The 16,704-nt window shown below is 34.1% G+C and carries 20 protein-coding genes; 2 read left to right on the plus strand and 18 right to left on the minus strand.

Going from position 1 to position 16,704, the window contains the following annotated elements; all coding sequences use genetic code 11:
* Positions 1-69: 69 nt before the first annotated feature.
* The 11 genes from LDM90_RS07755 to LDM90_RS07805 all read right to left on the minus strand — a co-directional run bounded on the left by LDM90_RS07755 (position 70) and on the right by LDM90_RS07805 (position 8,729).
* Positions 70-315, minus strand: a complete 246-nt coding sequence (locus LDM90_RS07755) for a hypothetical protein (protein ID WP_223897461.1) — start codon at positions 313-315, stop codon at positions 70-72.
* Between the two features lie 24 nt (positions 316-339).
* Positions 340-1,758 carry a PTS transporter subunit IIC gene (locus tag LDM90_RS07760; protein WP_223897459.1) on the minus strand — a complete coding sequence of 473 codons (1,419 nt, stop codon included), beginning with the start codon at positions 1,756-1,758 and terminating at the stop codon, positions 340-342.
* 20 nt (positions 1,759-1,778) lie between these two features.
* Positions 1,779-2,093, minus strand: a complete 315-nt coding sequence (locus LDM90_RS07765) for a PTS sugar transporter subunit IIB (protein ID WP_034980623.1) — start codon at positions 2,091-2,093, stop codon at positions 1,779-1,781.
* Between the two features lie 11 nt (positions 2,094-2,104).
* On the minus strand, positions 2,105-2,593 hold the full coding sequence (locus tag LDM90_RS07770) for a PTS sugar transporter subunit IIA (protein ID WP_187155061.1): 489 nt from the start codon (positions 2,591-2,593) through the stop codon (positions 2,105-2,107).
* A 335-nt stretch (positions 2,594-2,928) separates the two neighbouring features.
* Positions 2,929-3,447, minus strand: a complete 519-nt coding sequence (gene lacB / locus LDM90_RS07775; protein WP_223897526.1) for a galactose-6-phosphate isomerase subunit LacB — start codon at positions 3,445-3,447, stop codon at positions 2,929-2,931.
* A gap of 70 nt (positions 3,448-3,517) precedes the next feature.
* Positions 3,518-3,946 carry a galactose-6-phosphate isomerase subunit LacA gene (gene lacA / locus LDM90_RS07780; protein WP_223897458.1) on the minus strand — a complete coding sequence of 143 codons (429 nt, stop codon included), beginning with the start codon at positions 3,944-3,946 and terminating at the stop codon, positions 3,518-3,520.
* Positions 3,947-3,970: 24 nt separating this feature from the next.
* Positions 3,971-4,726: a DeoR/GlpR family DNA-binding transcription regulator gene (locus LDM90_RS07785; protein ID WP_223898753.1), complete on the minus strand. Its 756-nt coding sequence runs from the start codon at positions 4,724-4,726 to the stop codon at positions 3,971-3,973.
* Positions 4,727-5,022: 296 nt separating this feature from the next.
* On the minus strand, positions 5,023-5,952 hold the full coding sequence (locus LDM90_RS07790; RefSeq protein ID WP_198213892.1) for a phosphate/phosphite/phosphonate ABC transporter substrate-binding protein: 930 nt from the start codon (positions 5,950-5,952) through the stop codon (positions 5,023-5,025).
* Positions 5,939-6,127, minus strand: coding sequence for a hypothetical protein (locus LDM90_RS07795; RefSeq protein ID WP_223898755.1), 189 nt, complete (start codon positions 6,125-6,127; stop codon positions 5,939-5,941). Before LDM90_RS07795 ends, LDM90_RS07790 begins: the two co-directional genes overlap by 14 nt.
* A 335-nt stretch (positions 6,128-6,462) precedes the next feature.
* The gene (locus LDM90_RS07800; protein WP_223897454.1) at positions 6,463-7,863 is read right to left on the minus strand and encodes a zinc ribbon domain-containing protein; all 1,401 of its coding nucleotides are present in this window, start codon (positions 7,861-7,863) and stop codon (positions 6,463-6,465) included.
* 14 nt (positions 7,864-7,877) lie between these two features.
* The gene (locus LDM90_RS07805) at positions 7,878-8,729 is read right to left on the minus strand and encodes a zinc ribbon domain-containing protein (protein ID WP_223897452.1); all 852 of its coding nucleotides are present in this window, start codon (positions 8,727-8,729) and stop codon (positions 7,878-7,880) included.
* A gap of 310 nt (positions 8,730-9,039) precedes the next feature.
* On the opposite strand from LDM90_RS07805, the gene LDM90_RS07810 reads away from it, so the two are divergent.
* Both LDM90_RS07810 and LDM90_RS07815 read left to right on the plus strand, forming a co-directional pair.
* Positions 9,040-10,002, plus strand: coding sequence for a D-2-hydroxyacid dehydrogenase (locus LDM90_RS07810; protein ID WP_223897450.1), 963 nt, complete (start codon positions 9,040-9,042; stop codon positions 10,000-10,002).
* Positions 10,003-10,133: 131 nt separating this feature from the next.
* Entirely contained in the window at positions 10,134-10,898 is a 765-nt protein-coding gene (locus tag LDM90_RS07815; protein WP_223897448.1) for a MerR family transcriptional regulator, read from the plus strand.
* Positions 10,899-11,023: 125 nt separating this feature from the next.
* Here LDM90_RS07815 and LDM90_RS07820 read toward each other — a convergent pair whose 3' ends face one another.
* The 7 genes from LDM90_RS07820 to LDM90_RS07850 all read right to left on the minus strand — a co-directional run bounded on the left by LDM90_RS07820 (position 11,024) and on the right by LDM90_RS07850 (position 16,553).
* The gene (locus LDM90_RS07820) at positions 11,024-11,776 is read right to left on the minus strand and encodes a BspA family leucine-rich repeat surface protein (RefSeq protein ID WP_223897446.1); all 753 of its coding nucleotides are present in this window, start codon (positions 11,774-11,776) and stop codon (positions 11,024-11,026) included.
* A gap of 111 nt (positions 11,777-11,887) precedes the next feature.
* Positions 11,888-12,646, minus strand: coding sequence for a hypothetical protein (locus LDM90_RS07825; protein ID WP_223897443.1), 759 nt, complete (start codon positions 12,644-12,646; stop codon positions 11,888-11,890).
* Positions 12,647-12,684: 38 nt separating this feature from the next.
* On the minus strand, positions 12,685-13,395 hold the full coding sequence (locus tag LDM90_RS07830; protein ID WP_223897441.1) for a uracil-DNA glycosylase family protein: 711 nt from the start codon (positions 13,393-13,395) through the stop codon (positions 12,685-12,687).
* 110 nt (positions 13,396-13,505) lie between these two features.
* Positions 13,506-13,721, minus strand: a complete 216-nt coding sequence (locus tag LDM90_RS07835) for a hypothetical protein (protein ID WP_223898762.1) — start codon at positions 13,719-13,721, stop codon at positions 13,506-13,508.
* Positions 13,722-14,022: 301 nt separating this feature from the next.
* Positions 14,023-15,255: a tyrosine-type recombinase/integrase gene (locus tag LDM90_RS07840; protein ID WP_046324378.1), complete on the minus strand. Its 1,233-nt coding sequence runs from the start codon at positions 15,253-15,255 to the stop codon at positions 14,023-14,025.
* 64 nt (positions 15,256-15,319) lie between these two features.
* Positions 15,320-15,523 (minus strand): hypothetical protein, encoded by a 204-nt coding sequence (locus LDM90_RS07845; protein WP_046324377.1) that lies wholly within the window; start codon positions 15,521-15,523, stop codon positions 15,320-15,322.
* A complete protein-coding gene (locus LDM90_RS07850; RefSeq protein ID WP_046324376.1) occupies positions 15,513-16,553 on the minus strand; it encodes a Rep family protein in 1,041 nt (346 codons plus the stop codon). Before LDM90_RS07850 ends, LDM90_RS07845 begins: the two co-directional genes overlap by 11 nt.
* Positions 16,554-16,704: the final 151 nt, after the last annotated feature.

The following is a 16,704-nucleotide window of genomic DNA, read 5'->3' on the forward strand; positions in this document are numbered from 1 at the left end:
CTAAAAAACATAATCTTAAGGAATAACAATGCCGTCAGGACAAAATTTCCTAATGGCATTTAGCGTTATTTATTTACTTAGCTTATTGCCTTTCCAATCATAGTATTTTTGACTAAGGCGATTTTTAGGATTATCAAAAACAACAATACGATATAAGGCATAGATTGTACCAACCATGGCAATTAGACTTGTTATCCAATTCTTAAATAAAATCTGTAGCAAGTTAATCACAATTACAACAAATGCCCAAAAAAGAATACGATTTCTTCTCGCCTTTTCATTAGCCGATACTTTTGTTTTTTTCAATTTGATCACCCTTAAGCCAAAACATATTAATGATTATTTAGCCTTTTTAGCTGCGGCATATTCTGCATTTCTCCTCTTCATTTGCTTTGCGTACCAAATGAATAAAAGAAGATATAAAGCTAAAGCAATTAAGGCATAAACAATAAACATTCCTTGTTGTTTCCAAGCATTTCCTACTAAGTAAGCTAAGAATTTTTCAACTGGACCTTCCATAGTAGTGTCTGAAACCAATGTATGTGCAGGAATGGCGGCACCTACTGAGTGGGCCATGTTAGTAACAAATGGACCAACCATAGTACCAGCCCAAAGGAAGATAGGTAATTCAATTGTTCCAATAATAATCATCCGAATAATTTTACCACGAGTAACAACTAGCAAAGCAGGAGTAACACCCATAGCGATGATACCACCTAAAGGCATTAATCTGTTACCTGGCAAAACCATTGCTTCAAGCATCATAATTGGAGCCAATACATTTGCGGCAGCCCAAATTTCAGAACGACCAGCTAAGAATGGCCAGTCAAGTCCAATATTAAAGGTACGACCGGAGAACTTCTTAGTGGCAAAATCAGCAATACCCTGAGACAAAGGCTCAACGGAAGCGATGAACCACGAACCAATTACAGAGAATAATTCAATACATGAACCACCAATAAATGATAGTGTGAACATATCTTTCCACCCCTGCTCAGTTGCAAAGTTATTACCTGCTAGCAAGGAAACGAACACACCAAGGTAAACACCAATAGCAAATCTACTGCCCCAGAAACCGATTTTTTCGTTCAATTTAGTAGAGTCAAAGTCAAATTTGTCTAGCCAAGGCAGACATTTGTCAAAGAACTTATTGAATACCATTATGATAGGATTCATCATATAGTTCATGTGCGTAGTAGTCATTGGGTTGCCTTCAGGGGCATCTAATAAGTCATTAAATGTTGGCTTCATTAAGTCGGAGTTAATGATTTTCATTGTACCAATGAAAAGTACCAATAATGTTGATAACCAAAGAGGGGCACCAACATAAACACAGAATAAGCCATCAAATGCCAGATGCCAAACATCAAAGATATCTACGTCAAGAGTGTTTGTCTTGTTTAATACCAACAGAACAACATTCAAAATAATTAAAACTAACAGATAAAACAAGGTATATGGTGAACCCCAAGTTATAGTAGCAAGTGGTGCCCAACCCATATCTTGCATATCCATGTGAATGCCAGTGTGCTTAACAAATTGCAGCATTGGTTTTTGAAATGCTGTAGTCAACATATTCATAACATTACCTATCGCTGTGATAGCAATAGCTAATTTCAAGCCACCTTCTAAGGCCTTAGTAAACTTGACACGAAAGAGTACTGCAATTAATGTTAAAACAATTAACATTATTGTGGCAGCACCCATATCAATTAAAGGTTTAAAAAGTGAGTTAGCGAAACTAATTATCCCATTCATTTTTATTTCCTCTTGAAATCTTATTCAGCATTAATTTCTTTAACAACTTTTTCTACATTGTCATAAACTGGTTTAGCCATAGCTGGTATACGATACAAAATTGCTCCTGCATCAATTAACGGAATTTTTGGTTTAAAGGAAAGATCAGTTTTGGCAATTGTTAAATAGCCATCATAATGTGATAAAAGATCTTCATTGACATCTTTAATCATATAGGCATCAACTTTAACGTTATAACCACGCTTTCTCATTTCTTCTTCAACTGCATCCTTAATTTGGTGGGATGAGTTTACCCCAGCACCACATGCAGCTATAAATTTTACTTCTCTGCTCATAAAAAGCCCTCCTACTGTTGACTAAAATTCTTACTTAAGAACTGATAAATTTTATCAGTTTTGGTAAGATTGAATAATGTTTGTAACTTTGAAACTGGTGTGAGTCTAAGAAAGTCCATAATTTGTGCTAAAATGTTTGCTTGTCCTTCTGGATTATTATTCAAGATCATAAACAGAAATTTTACTGGCAAACTTTGATCAGGTACAATCATATTTTTAAAGGGTACTGGTGCTTTTAAAGCAACAGGTACTATCAAACATGTATTAACAAACTCACCTTCAGTATGCGGTACAGCAATATTTGGCAATTCCTTTGCAATTGGCGAAGTATCTATGCCAGTCGGATATTGTTGTTCACGCTGGCTAATTCCATTGAAAAAGCCGTCTTTGACCAAATTAAGAGCAAGTAATTTATCTGAAACTTCTTTAAAAATTGTGGTTGGATCCGACGCATCACTTACAAATACTGCATTCGCAGAGAACAAGTTATTTTCTTTCACAAATTAGGCCTCCTTAACAATAGACAAGTTTTTCGCTTTTGTTTGAATATGTTAGTTTTTGTTCGCTTGTCTATTGCTATTATATTTAATGGTAAAGAAAAATGCAAACGCTTTTTTAAAAAATATGATAAAAAACAAACAGATTATCTATTTTTAACCAGTTTAAATGGACTATTTGACTTCAGGTAGTTATTCGAGCGATGTTTTGTCATAATCATCAATTTATTTCTCATAATTTTTTCCCTTATTTTCAAGCAAGAAAAAGCCATGACCTTCGAATCATGGCTTTATGTGCGATTAAATTATAATTCTATATCTTTATACTATTTAACATATTAGTCGTGGTATATGCCTTCAGCCCACTTCTTATTTTCTTCATCAAAGAAGTGTACGTTATCCTTTTGGTCTGGATTTGGTTTGGCAATACCATCAATTTTGGCAATTAAATTTTGTCTTTCCGGAGTAGACTCATATTTTGCATTTAAGAATGAGTCGACAATGTCGAAAATAAAGTCACGTCCTAAAACTATACCACCAAAGCCTAAAACATTGGCATTCAATTCACGTCGAGCATATTCAGCTTGAGCAACATCACCAACCATAGCTGCACGAATTCCCTCATTTTTATCTGCAGCAGTTGAGATACCGATACCAGTACCACAAAGGACAATACCCAAATCGGCACGACCATCGGCAACATCTTCAGCAACACGTTTACCGTAAATTGGATAATGGGTTCTGGTATTATCATGAGTACCTTCATCAATGACCTGATATCCCTCTTCTTTTAAATGATCAGAAATAGCCATTTTGACAGAAGTAACGATATGATCATTTCCTAAAGCAATGACCATATGCTTATCATTTTTAGGATCAACAAATTCTGGCTGTGGTCTATCATTATCTAACATTACTAAGCCCCCCTTAAATCATTTCTTCGAGCATATTCAAACGCACTTGATGGCGACCGCCAGCATATTCAGTATCCAAATAATGTTGCACGATTGAATAAGCCAGTTTTTCACCTACAATACCGCTACCTAAAGCAATAGCTTTTGCACCATTGTGCATAGCAGTCATATGTGCAGTTCTTTCTTCATTAACATTTGCGGTAACCATGCCTTTAACCTTATTTGACGCCATGGCAGACCCTACGCCGTATTCGTCAAACATAATGGCTTTTTTAATGCCATTGTCTAATACTTCATGAGTTACCTTTAAACTAGATTCAACAAAATCCTCAGCGGGTTCCGGAGTAACATCCAAAACATCATAGTGATGTGCCTTCAGGTAATCTTTTACTTTTTCTTTTAAGGTAAAACCTGCCTCGTCACTACCAATGACAACCTTCATAGTCAAATCTCCTCTCAAACAAAACTATTTATAAATAGTCGTTAATTGACTGTAATGCTTTTCCAACTCGGGCTCAATTCCCCGATTAGTAATTAAACCATCCACGTTACGCAAATCATAAAATTGGTGAAAATCACTATGATCCAATTTAGTATAATCAGCCGCCACAAATTTTATTTGTGAATGATCTAATCCAATACCTTCGGTTTGACCCTCCTCTAAGTTAGCAGTTGTCAAGGAAGTATCTTTAATGCCATTAACACCAACAAAACCCACAGAAAATGACATAGTTTTCAGTTCATTCTTGGCCAAAGCACCTACAAAAGCACCACTAATTCTTCGGTATGAGCCACCAACCATAATTAAATCGTAATCATTCATATTATTTTTGGCAGCTTCAAATACAGGCAATGAATTAGTAACAATCCTAAGATGCTTAACTTTTAAATTAGCAACCAACAGTTCTAAAGTTGTTCCAGGACCAACGTAAATTGAATCATTTTCATGAATCAAATTACAAGCCCTTTTTGCTACTTCATATTTTTCTTTACTATGAATTTCACGTTTTTGCTGATAACTTTTTTCAGTCCTGATTTGATCAGACAATAACTGTGCACCACCGTGAATACGCAAAATTTTATTTGCTTTATGCAGTTCATTAAGATCTCGTCTAATTGTCATGTCAGACACTTTTAAAGCCTGTGCCAATTCATCAACTGTGACAAATTTCTGGGTTTTTACTACTTGTAAAATAGTTTTCAGTCTTTCACTTTTTAACATTAGTACCCTACTTCTTAAACTAGATTAAGCAACTAACTTAGTTCATTTTAATTATAGCTGTTCCTTTTTGTTTGTCAATGTTTGAAACTGTTCGATAACTTGATATAAACTTAAAAAGTTGCTTTTTAATTAAAATCATTAAAACAATCTTTTTTTATTTGCTAAAGCAATAATTGCAAATTATTATAAAAACTTATTATTAACCATATTAATTCTATATTTTAAGTACAAAAAATGCATCTTTTCCTGTTCAAACAACAAAAGATGCACTTTTTAGTAATTATTTATAAGCTTAATTACTTTTTAATTGACTCAGCGATTTTTTCATACTTGCGAACAGTGTCATAGTCACTATCTTTGGCTTTGACATATCCTTCATGAGAATAAACCCGCTCTATAACTTTTTTACCTTCTTTAGATTTACCAATTGCAATAAACGCATTAGCTAACTTTTCCCGGAATGATTTAGACAAACTTGGAATGACAGAAATAGTATCATTAGGAATTTCAGTTGTGTAATAAATTGGTACTACTTGGGACTTAATCTTAGGGTTGTCCTTAATAACGTTATTACGGGCATCTTCAAAGACAAAAGCTGCATCTGTATCTTTATTTAAAACGTTTAAAACTGCTTGATCGTGTCCAGTTGTAGTAACTAGTTTACAGCTACGAGGGACATCTAGTCCTTTTTCCTTTAATTCAGCTACTGGAAAAATATAACCAGACGTTGAGGTTGGGCTTTGAATGGAAATTTTCTTACCTTTAAGATCCTTCCAGCTCTTAATACCAGAATCTTTTCTGACTAAGATTTCAGAATGGAAAGTATGAACTAATTTTTTAGTCCAGTTGCCATCTGGTCTAGTCAAACCAAACCGCTCTGACTGTAATAAAACATCAGCTGCATGCTGTTTATGTGCTTGCACGTAGTCATCACCCGGCAAAAAACCGACATCGACTTTTTTAGATTTCATTGCTTCTACCAATGCATTGCCACTTGTTGAAACTGAAACGTGAACTGGAATACCCAGCCGTTTTGACAGCATTTTTTCTAATGGCTTGGCCTTGGTTTCGAGCGTATTGGCAGAAACGCTAGGTACGAACTGCACATTGAGAGACTTTGGCGTTCCGCTATCAGCCTGCTTTTTAGTTGAGTTAGAGCACCCAGCAAGAAAAGCAGTACCCAAAACTGCAATAGCGCCTACTAAAAACTTTTTAAATTTTGGCATGATTTCCTCCTAAACTGGAAATATTGCAATCAAAAAGACCCGGCATTTCACATAAGGTGATAATGCCAGGTCTGTTCATGATCATATTAAAAAACAGCAACAACTTGTTGTTTAGATAAGAAAGCCGCACTTTCCCCATAACAAGTTGCTCATAATTTTGAGTTAATACATGCATATGGAGAAATCTGCCTCTCTTTCTTAGTCTAAGAAAATAATAGCACAATATTGAGAGTTATTACAGTAGTTTCATTATCAAAAATTGTTCTTTTATTCATTTTAATTTAGAAAGCGCTTTTATAATTGTTAATAATTTAATTCAACTTTACAGTTAAGATCCTAAATTCTTGAAATTGTTCCGCTATCATCGTGATATGCCATTCCAGCTATACTTTAATTCGCAGTGCTTATAAAAATGTCACCTTCCGTTTATAATAAAGATTAATAAAATATTAATATATTTCTCTTATCCAATAAAAAAACAAGCTTAAAGTATTTACTTTTTATAAACCGTTAATTATCGTATTTTTTATCACTAATTATTTTGCCGTTGCCAATTGATTTAATCTTTTGACTGCTGTCATCGCTGTCGCCAGTTTGTTTGAAAAGTCCGCCAGTGTATAGCATCACTTGCTTATGTTCAAAATCATCGTGTTCAAAAGTGTAAGTAATCTTGTAAGTTACGCTGCTACAATTATTTGGCGCTGGAGTAATCGAAACTACAGAGCATTCCATATTATATTCATTGATATCGTCATCCTTATCAAAACCGGAATTTTGAGAATGTAGTTCCTGATAGCCTTTATTTTCAGCACCACCAACAAAGTCATCTTCATCTGGGGAAGTAAAATCATTTTCTAAAAGCTCTTCAGCATCATCTTTACTAATTAAGCCAGGCCATTCGGGCTTAATGACATTACTGCTGCTATCATCGTCATCTTCAAAGCCCATTTCATCATAATCAACAGTTTCTGATTTGATAGATTTACCATCAACTTTAGTAACCACATAGATCTTCATATCATCAGTTACAGGGTAATCTTTAAACACTTTCGTGCCCTTTTTATCAAGATTGCCCACTTTTTTATCATTAATGTAAATCGTGGCAGAAGGGATACTTTTAATCATGAAATTAACAGTTTTAATATTCATGTTAATTTCTTTATTAGAAAAAATAGTGGTACTTTTATCGGCAGACAACTGGTGGCCAGACGCAACTGATTTTACTTCAATGTGGTATTTACCCGGAAATAAAGGAGCAATTTTTTTATAATAGTCCTCACCACTTCCGTCAACACCACCAAATTTTTTATTGTTGACATAAATAGTAGAATTGGCGTGATTGGTTTTAATCTGCGGTGTATAAGTCTTTAATTGCAAACAATATTTGGGGAATAAAAGTAAGTAACGGCCGCTTTGAACCAAGCTGACATTTTCATATTCATTACCGTATTTAAAAGCATCAGCCATTTTATCTGCTTCAACGTAGTGTTCCGCATAATATTCCTGAGTTGGCTTTAGAGCTGCCGTTGTCACACGAGCATTAGGATTTTCAGAAACTACGAATTGGGATAAATCAGAATGAGGATTTTTCAAACTGGCTGCAATCTGATTAATCTGATTATTTCTTTGATAATGATTAGAACCCCAAGCATAAAATGCCGCAAATGCGACAATCAAAACTCCCAAGCAGATTAGCAAGACCTTATTTCTTTTTTTCATGGGATGATGGACTGAGCTCGCCGTGGCTTGTGGCTGATTGACAACTGGCTGCGCGGCAGTATTTTTCCGCTGACTGCGATATTCTTTTCTACTATGCAGGGTCTGAGGTAATTTTTGACCACAGTTAGGGCAAAATTCCGCATTCGGTTTTACCTCTTTACCACAATTAGGACAAAATTTTTTATCATTCATTTCCTTCACTCTATCTACATTGAACCATTTTGCATTGACATAATTTGATTGATGATTGAATGGACCATGGAACTATAAATAATTGAATCTAAAATCATCAGACATACAAAGATAATGGCAAAAGCAATTAAGAAGCCAAAAATCTTATCATGCACTGCTCCCTGATCGCCAAATAATATAATATGCTGGCTTGCAAAGAATAAAGCTAGCATTATGATAAATACGGCAATTACGAATTTAATACTATTTAGTCCTAAAAGCATTAGTAAAAAGAATGCGGCAGAAATAAGCAGATTGAAGTTGAACGCATGAGCACCACGATTAATAAACTCAAAAAAGCCCAGCTGTCTGTCATAGACATACCGATAACCAGCATAAAAGCCGCCAATGACTATTGCTTCAAATATCACCAGCACCACAAATATTTCCAGCATAATGTTAAAGGGAACATGAAAATTCTCCCAGCTATTAATGTTGGCTCCCATGCGGTTAGCCCAGTTAATCAAAGTACTAACAATAGTATTGGCACAATAATATAGACCCAACTCCACAAAGGCATCTTCAATCAAAATGGTCAACCAACCGTACCAACTTGCCACATTAGGACTACTAGTACCTGGATTGCGCCAGGAATCAACACACCATTGCCAGTAATTTTGAAATTGATCTCCGTAATTAACTGGCTCACTGGCAGCTGGAGGCTGAGGTTCGGTCTGTTTTGGCTCTACTTGGGCAGTATTTTCAACTGGATTAGTAGGCGCCTCTTCTACTTTTTGTATACTAACATTACGCAAATCATAACCGCAAGACGTACAAAAATTGACGTCTTTTCCCATTATGGCGCCACATTGAGGACATTTTTTCATTGATAACTCCTTCTTAATTCCACTATTTTTATATATTTATTTACTACTTTAATTTTATACCACTATTTATGGATTATTGCATAGCATAAAATCCATAAAGAAATAACATACTCCCACTATTAAATTTGTTCATTGATAGTAATAGTGAGATTTTACTAAAACGCATAATACAGAGGAATTTTAGAATTATTTATAAACACTGTCAAATACTCTTTTAATCACCATCTTATTGCAATCTTATAATATATAGTTACGCCAGTAATATGTAGTAAACTATAAGGTATAGATATATTGTATGTGAGGTTAAATTATGAAAATTGTTAATTTAGATAGTTATGCTCTAAATCCTGGTGATTTAGATTGGTCAGCGCTTGAAAAATTAGGTGAATGCACGTTTTACGACCGTACCCCAGTGGACGATGATGATGAAATTTTAAAGCGGATTGGGGATGCTGAAATTGTTTTGACTAACAAAACGCCCCTTGACGAAAAAGTCCTTAAGACTGTGCCCAACATCAAATATATTGGCGTGACTGCTACCGGTTACAATATTGTCGATACGACTGCAGCTCGTGAAGCTGGCATCCCTGTCACTAATATTCCTACTTATGGTACTGATGCAGTTGCCCAATTTACTTTTGCATTGCTACTTGAAATTACCAGTCAAGTTGGCTTACATAACAAATTAGTCCATGAAGGTCGCTGGAACAGCAATCCTGATTTTACTTTTTGGGCAAAACCGTTAATGGAATTGAAGGGTAAAACATTAGGACTTATTGGTTTCGGTCATATAGCAAAAAAAATGGCAGAAATTGGTCATGCCTTTTCTATGAATGTGATTTTTTGGAACCATCGTCCTAAATCAGATTTACCTGATTACGTTAAACAGGTTGAACTTGATCAACTTTATCAGGAAGCAGATATTATTAGTCTACATGTACCACAAACACCGGCAACAACTGAAATGATAAACCAAGAAGCGATTAGTCAAATGAAAGATGGCGTCATTTTAATTAATACGGCTCGCGGTGGTTTAATTAATGAAAAAGATGTTGCCGATGCTTTAAATGAAGGAAAGATTGCTGCAGCCGGAATTGATGTTGCACAAAAAGAGCCAATTCCTGCTGACAGTCCACTTCTTTCTGCTAAGAACTGTTACATTACTCCTCATATTGCCTGGGCACCACGCGAAACCCGCAATCGTTTGCTAGGAATTGTTGTTGAAAATCTGCAGGCTTTTCTAAATGGTGAAAAATTAAATGTCGTAAATTAAATATCATAGTCAAAAGCCAGTAATCTTGATTGAGTTACTGGCTTTTTTATTCTCAAAAATCATTTTCCGTGCTTGACCTTAACGCTGCGTCAACCAATATACTTAATTTTGCAAGTGAGGAGATTTTAAACATGTCGTATTCTATCAATGAACTAGCAAAACTAGCTGGCATTTCATCACGAACTTTAAGATATTACGATAAACAGGGACTTTTAAAAGCGCGTAGGAATCCCGAAAACAATTATCGCTATTATGAGAAAAGCGAAGTTGACCAATTGCAAAAAATTCTATTTTTAAAGCTATTTGACTTGCCACTGGAACAAATAAAACAGGTGATGCAGACTTCACCGGAAACTCAATATCAAGTTTTACGAAACCAGCGGGACAAAATAGTCGCTCAGCAACAATATCTAGATAATTTGATTAGGAATTTAGACAAGACACTTGCAACAATGAAGGGAGAAGCACAAATGACTGATACGGAAAAATTTGCCACATTAAAAACAGAAATAATTAGCAAAAATGAAAAACAATACGGTAGGGAAATTAGGAAAAAATATGGTGACGCTCAAATAGATCTTAGTAATGAAAAGTTCAATTCTTTATCTGCAGATGAATTATCACATTTCAAAAAACTAAGTGCTGAAATTTTAACTGAACTAAAGAACTTTGATAATACTGCTGGTGTCAAACAAGATGCTGCCAAGCACCTTTTCGACTTACATAAAGAATATTTACTGACAATTTGGCCTAAAGGCCAATATTCGGCAGTGGCGCACAAGAATCTCGCCCAAATGTATGTGTGTGACCTACGTTTTAGCAAATATTATGAAGAAGCCACAGACAACCCTGACGCTGCGAGAATATTGAAAGCAATCATTGACTACTATGCGTGAAGGTCTTTAATTTATATAAAACTAGTTGCAAAATAAAACCTTTCAAATACAGATTCGTTAAGAATTGTTTTGAAAGGTTTTTGTTTTAGTAATTTATTTATATGTAAAACAACTTTACCTGCGATTTAATCGTCATCTTCATCTTCATCATCAAAACCAATAATTTTGACTTTTGTAGTGTCAAGGCCATTAAAGATATCATCAGATAGTTTTATTCCCCAGCCTGTCAGATTAATTTCTTTTAAAGATGTATCACCTGAAAACATATTTTCCATACTATAATAAGCAAAAGAACTTGCGTCCCACTGACTTAAGTCAAGTTGAATCAGTTTTTTATCCTTAAAAAACATATGATCCACATATTCAGTTTTACCCGTATCTACCTTATCAAGGCCAGTAATATCCTGTAAATTATACAACCTGGCAAATAAATAAGAGCTGTCATCAGATAAAGAAATGTTGCTATCAATACTTATGTGTTCAATATCAGAAGGTTTAAACATATTTTTCTTTGAAACATGTTTCTTAGCATTATAAACGGCATCATAAATCGGAGTACTACCTAATTTATTACTATTTACACCTTCTTTAATATGCAAAGTTTTAGTACTAGGATCAAACTTCAAAATACAATCATTACCATATGAATAATTACTAATATCAACTTTTTTGTTAACATTGGCAGTTTTATGGCTAGTTACCGCCTTCTTGACCTTCTTCTTTGCTTTTGCGCGTTTCTTCTTTTTGGCTTGAACATTTTGGACAAGATCTGTCTTTTCAGGAATCACATTAATAGAAACTCCACCCAAAATGCCTGCAATTACAGAACTAACTAGCAACTTACTGGTGAATTTTTTGATATTATGATTAACTTTCATTTTTTCTTTCCTTCATAAAAAACTATTTCTTTAACCATAACTAATTTTAGATCTTTTATGCATTTATTTTCAATAAGAAAAGACATAAAGCCAATTATTTCGTATCTAGTTTTACTCTAAATTGCAAGAATCCAAATCTTTAAAATCATTCCGGCTCCATAACCACAATGGATTTTGCAGGTCGGTTGGCACAAATTCAGTGCCCTGCAGTTCTTTTGCCCAAGCACTAATCACAAAGGTCTGCACTTTAGAACTTTCCATTTGTTCTTTAGTAATTAAGCCTAATTTGTAACTTGCTCTGATTACATGCCTGTCTGCAGCAATATAAATATTATTAGTGTTTTTTAAGGGAATTGCAGTGTATTTACTGAGGACATACAGCCAATAGTTACAAAGCTTATTACCAGACAAATACGGGAACTTTTTCTTGGCATCTTTTTGCATAAAATGCCTTATTTTATTCACATCATTATCCAAGCTGTTAGTGAATTTAATAACACTACCATCAGAAAGCTCTATAAACGTTTGACATAATTTAAGCCAAATATCTGTTTGCTTGTTCTTTTGCAAAGCAAGCCGATACTTAGTCAAAGCTTTTTGTACTGATTCATACCCAGCAGTGATCGCTTTTGCCGGTATAAAAACAAAACTAGTTTCGGGATCTCCATATGTCTTCAAGGCACTTTCCCACAAAGTATAGGAATTTCTCTGATAATTTAAAGCCATTGGCAACGTGAAATAGAGCGCATTTTCATTGGTACTTGGATCTAGGTGCGGGTTGCTATCTTCAGGTAAAGTAGTATCACCTAAATCACCATTTTGGTACATTTGATAAATTTTTCTTGCTTTTTTAAGAATTACTTCGGACATAAATTGATAACCTCACTTATTTTTCGGACTAACGCTTATTATTTACCCATCAAAGCATTCAGATATTTATGCAAATATTTCTTTTCATCTTCTGGATGATATTGTGTAATAAAACGTGGATGTTCAAGCGGAACTATTTTTTGAAAAAACCCCCATTTTTTATTAATTTTGCTTAGTTCTTGATAATTTTGACCACTGCCTATGCAGTAACAAACGGAAGTATCAATTCCAAAGCTAATTTGCGTTTTAAGTGCAGAAATTATAAGAGGAGTTAACATTTCTTCAACTTGTTTGTTTTCATAATAATTGCAATTTACTTGGTTACCTTTGGAATTGGTCTTGCAAATACCCACGGGACAAACAAAATTGAGATAAAAATTATGATAAAACTTGACCCTTCCACCGTATTTATCTATGACTTCATTTAAAAAATTAGAAGCTGCATTATTAACATGAAAATTTGCTATTGAAATTCCTGTTTCTTTTAGGAGATTGGAAGCATCTTCAAAGGGAACTCCTGTTATTGCCGATCCTCTTCTCGCTGGAGAACTGCCCAGTATTAAGCATCGCTTGCTAGTGTCATTGAAATATTTGTGATAGAAAATTTGAATCATTGGTAAAACTTGTTTTTTATTTCTGCCACTATAAGGATTAATTATTTTATATGGTTCAGGTAAATTAAATTTTATATTACCTAATTCCTGATCAAATTGAAAAACTTTATCTGAAAAAGTTTGTTTTTGTTTCATAAATGCCTGCTATCATATAAAGTTACATAATTATATAAGCAAATTATAGTACATACGTTCGTAGCAATGCTAATTTTTTTAAGATTTTGAATTAAAATAAAGGATTGGTCCTACGCTTTTGGACTAAGTTCTAAACCTGTAACCAACATTGGGATGTAATGAACTCTTGCCAATGGTTTTTGTTTTTTATCAAAAGTTAAAAGTATGTTAGAGTCAGTGAAAATTAATGCAGCTCTATTGGTTACGTTCGCTATTAACAAAGTTTGGTAAGATACTAAAGTTGTTATATTAGCAACAGTTGAGACAATTCCAGAAATAATTCTCATAAAAATCAAAAAAGTCAAAGCTAATAACTCCGACTTTCTTTCTTGCTCAATTAATTTTTTAAAGTAAGTGATCTAAACATTCTTTTGGCATAACAGGGAAATACTTTGCAATTTCATTTCAAAATCGTGTTCCGTATTGTGTGCATAATTATCTTTAATAAACAAAAAATCACCTTAACTTACCAACAGAAAACGCTGATATATCAAGGATATTTAATCTAACATAAACTTCTGAATGCTGATTGCCAGTGTAGCATTAACCTTTTAAGCCTTGCTAATCTAGCATTTACAACTATTGTATCTAATTTTGTGTGACTAACTGTGAGCTAACGACATTTAACATATCTTCGTTCTTATCTTGGTCAACATGAACATAAACTTTCATAAACGTTTTTAGTGAATGTCCTAACCGATAAGCTGCCCAAGGGTAACTCATACTTGGAATATTAGCTAATTTAGTTGCTATAGTATGACGACAAGTATACATACTAACACGCAAGCCACGATTATTAACGCCTATCTTTTTACAGATTTTACGCATCATGTCATTTAAGCCACGTTGATCTATTGGCATCCCTAACGAACATAAATTATAAGTAGTTAATGCTAATAAAATATAATCCTGTTCATTATCTAAACCATATTCTTGCAATACATCTGTTTGCTTTTCTTTAAAAATCATTAATATTTGATATAAGTTTTCAGATATTGGCAAAGTTAATCTTTTAGCCCCTTTAGGTCTAGTTTTCAAATGACCATTTAGCTTCTTTGCCTTGCTATTCCAAGAATCGTTAATTTCAAACACTACTTTACCATGATCTTTAGTCAAATTAGCCCATTTCAAAGCTTGAATTTCTTGCGGTCGCATTCCTGTCTCTAAAGCAATCCAGATTGCCAAGCGACTACACCAATAATTAGGTTTTATTGACTTCAACCGCTCCTTAATATCAGTGATAATGGCAATAATTTCTTTATCAGAAAAAACATATTTTTCATCTGGTACAGTCATTTCATCATTACGAAAGAATTTATACAAGGCTTTTATAGGAACAGGATTTTTTACTATCTTGTCCAGTGAACTAAAGTAACATCTAATATTTTGTAATTGGCGGTCAATTGTTGTATGTGGTGCTACACTGGCATGATGTTTTTGCACATAATTACGGGCAAACTGTCGAATATCAGTTTCAGTAATATCTTTTACTTTTTTATCACCAAAATAGTCTTTTAATAGCCTAATTGTATAAGTCCATGCTTTATAAGTAGTTGCCGATTGCCATCTACCTAACTTATGCTCGCTTTCGATAAAACTTTTATATGATTGCACTAGCGGTTGACTCAGTTCTTGGTAATTGCCGTGCGGATTAGAACGGAAATCTACCCACATTTTTTCATATAAAGCCTTAGCTGCCCGATAATTGTCGGCAACTTGACTAGGAACAGGAATAACTTTCCCAGTATGCTCATCTCTTGGTTGTATTCTTACTCGATACTTACCAGCTTTCTTTCCTTTATTAATTTTACTAATTGGCATGTTTATTCTCCTTTTACTTTTAGGAAGAACATACCCTTGATTACTTTAAATTTTACCACAATAATCACCGCTTTCTGATCCAATTTACTACTTCATCATAGTTATAAAATTTCCTACCCCCTGGCGTTATGCGGTGAAACGGCATACCTAATTTAGTTAATTTGAAAAAATAAGTATTAGAAATTTCTAACTTTTTTGCTATTTGTCGGGCATTTAATAACTCATTGCCAAACATTTTTACATCTTCTTTCATTGTTTTATCTACCACCAAATAACTCTTCAAATTCAGATTCATTATCTTGAAAAACTTCCGCAATAAATTTTGGTGTAATATGAATTGCATGAACCCGCCTTTTAAGCTGTTCAAAGGTATCTGTTTTTTCATCAGCAATTTTCACATGTTGATAAAATTCAAACGGACTATAAGGAGTAGTAATAATCAACATTTCAACATTTAATTTCACATCATGGTAGCGTCTTGGTGCTACTTTATCATGCTCATAAGGATCTAGTAGCCTTAATAAGTCGGCATATCTAAAATCATTGGGACGCAAATCATTCAGAATTACATAATGTTCACCATGATAATCTTGAAAGTAATCCCGACTGCTGCCTAAGATAGCAACTTTTTCACCACGAACTAGCTTATTTGCATAACGTGTTTTACCAACTCCAGCTTCGCCCCATAACCAAATTGTTTCTGCTTTGCGATCATGATATTCATGTAACCATTCCTCATGCTTTTTATCCGCAATTAATTTAGTAATATTGTCAATCACGCTTTTTCTTTTAGCAACTTCAGCTAAACCAATAATATCCGCTAATTCTTGATAATCAATTTCTTCATTAGCATATTGCGTTAAGAAATTAGCCACTACTTTAGAATTTAACCTGCTTTGGTTAACACTGCTTTGTATTTCAGTAATCCTTGCGGGAAAATCAAATGAAGCCACCACACTATTAGGATCGTATTGATACTTATCTTTAGCTTCCAATGTTGCATGAATTAGATAGCTATAAGCATTACTGATTCTTCCTTGCCAAACTTCTAAATATTGCGGTTTATCATTAAAAAGCCTTACAACATGAGAAAGTATTTGCGGATTAGCATATTTTAAGACCACATGTAGATGTTTCCTAATTAGCCTATTACCTTGATCCAAATCTTGGTCATGAATGATATAAGCCCACTCTTGAATATTAGCCTTAGTTAAAATATTGGTTAGTTCAGTAAAATCTATCTTTAAATGGGCAAAATCTTGCATATACATAAACTGTCTAGCTCTAATCTCTGCCATATAATTCCCTTCTGCACAGTTTGCACACTTTTAACATTTGCCATAACAAGCCCAGCAAATGTTGTCACATCAGTGCTTAGCACACTTACACAGTAGAATATTTATAAATTATGCAAGGTGCCATTCTTTTTGTCTTGAGGACAAAGCTGGC

Origin of the sequence: Lactobacillus huangpiensis (genome assembly GCF_019972815.1) — a bacterium.
Classification (GTDB): domain Bacteria; phylum Bacillota; class Bacilli; order Lactobacillales; family Lactobacillaceae; genus Lactobacillus; species Lactobacillus huangpiensis.

Coding starts and splice junctions, on each gene's coding strand:
- LDM90_RS07760 (WP_223897459.1), bottom strand. CDS start 1,758: ATGAATGGGATAATTAGTTTCGCTAACTCACTTTTTAAACCTTTAATT.
- LDM90_RS07765 (WP_034980623.1), bottom strand. CDS start 2,093: ATGAGCAGAGAAGTAAAATTTATAGCTGCATGTGGTGCTGGGGTAAAC.
- lacB (WP_223897526.1), bottom strand. CDS start 3,447: ATGGTCATTGCTTTAGGAAATGATCATATCGTTACTTCTGTCAAAATG.
- lacA (WP_223897458.1), bottom strand. CDS start 3,946: ATGAAGGTTGTCATTGGTAGTGACGAGGCAGGTTTTACCTTAAAAGAA.
- LDM90_RS07785 (WP_223898753.1), bottom strand. CDS start 4,726: ATGTTAAAAAGTGAAAGACTGAAAACTATTTTACAAGTAGTAAAAACC.
- LDM90_RS07790 (WP_198213892.1), bottom strand. CDS start 5,952: ATGCCAAAATTTAAAAAGTTTTTAGTAGGCGCTATTGCAGTTTTGGGT.
- LDM90_RS07795 (WP_223898755.1), bottom strand. CDS start 6,127: ATGCATGTATTAACTCAAAATTATGAGCAACTTGTTATGGGGAAAGTG.
- LDM90_RS07800 (WP_223897454.1), bottom strand. CDS start 7,863: ATGAATGATAAAAAATTTTGTCCTAATTGTGGTAAAGAGGTAAAACCG.
- LDM90_RS07805 (WP_223897452.1), bottom strand. CDS start 8,729: ATGAAAAAATGTCCTCAATGTGGCGCCATAATGGGAAAAGACGTCAAT.
- LDM90_RS07810 (WP_223897450.1), top strand. CDS start 9,040: ATGAAAATTGTTAATTTAGATAGTTATGCTCTAAATCCTGGTGATTTA.
- LDM90_RS07815 (WP_223897448.1), top strand. CDS start 10,134: ATGTCGTATTCTATCAATGAACTAGCAAAACTAGCTGGCATTTCATCA.
- LDM90_RS07820 (WP_223897446.1), bottom strand. CDS start 11,776: ATGAAAGTTAATCATAATATCAAAAAATTCACCAGTAAGTTGCTAGTT.
- LDM90_RS07825 (WP_223897443.1), bottom strand. CDS start 12,646: ATGTCCGAAGTAATTCTTAAAAAAGCAAGAAAAATTTATCAAATGTAC.
- LDM90_RS07830 (WP_223897441.1), bottom strand. CDS start 13,395: ATGAAACAAAAACAAACTTTTTCAGATAAAGTTTTTCAATTTGATCAG.
- LDM90_RS07835 (WP_223898762.1), bottom strand. CDS start 13,721: ATGAGAATTATTTCTGGAATTGTCTCAACTGTTGCTAATATAACAACT.
- LDM90_RS07840 (WP_046324378.1), bottom strand. CDS start 15,255: ATGCCAATTAGTAAAATTAATAAAGGAAAGAAAGCTGGTAAGTATCGA.
- LDM90_RS07850 (WP_046324376.1), bottom strand. CDS start 16,553: ATGGCAGAGATTAGAGCTAGACAGTTTATGTATATGCAAGATTTTGCC.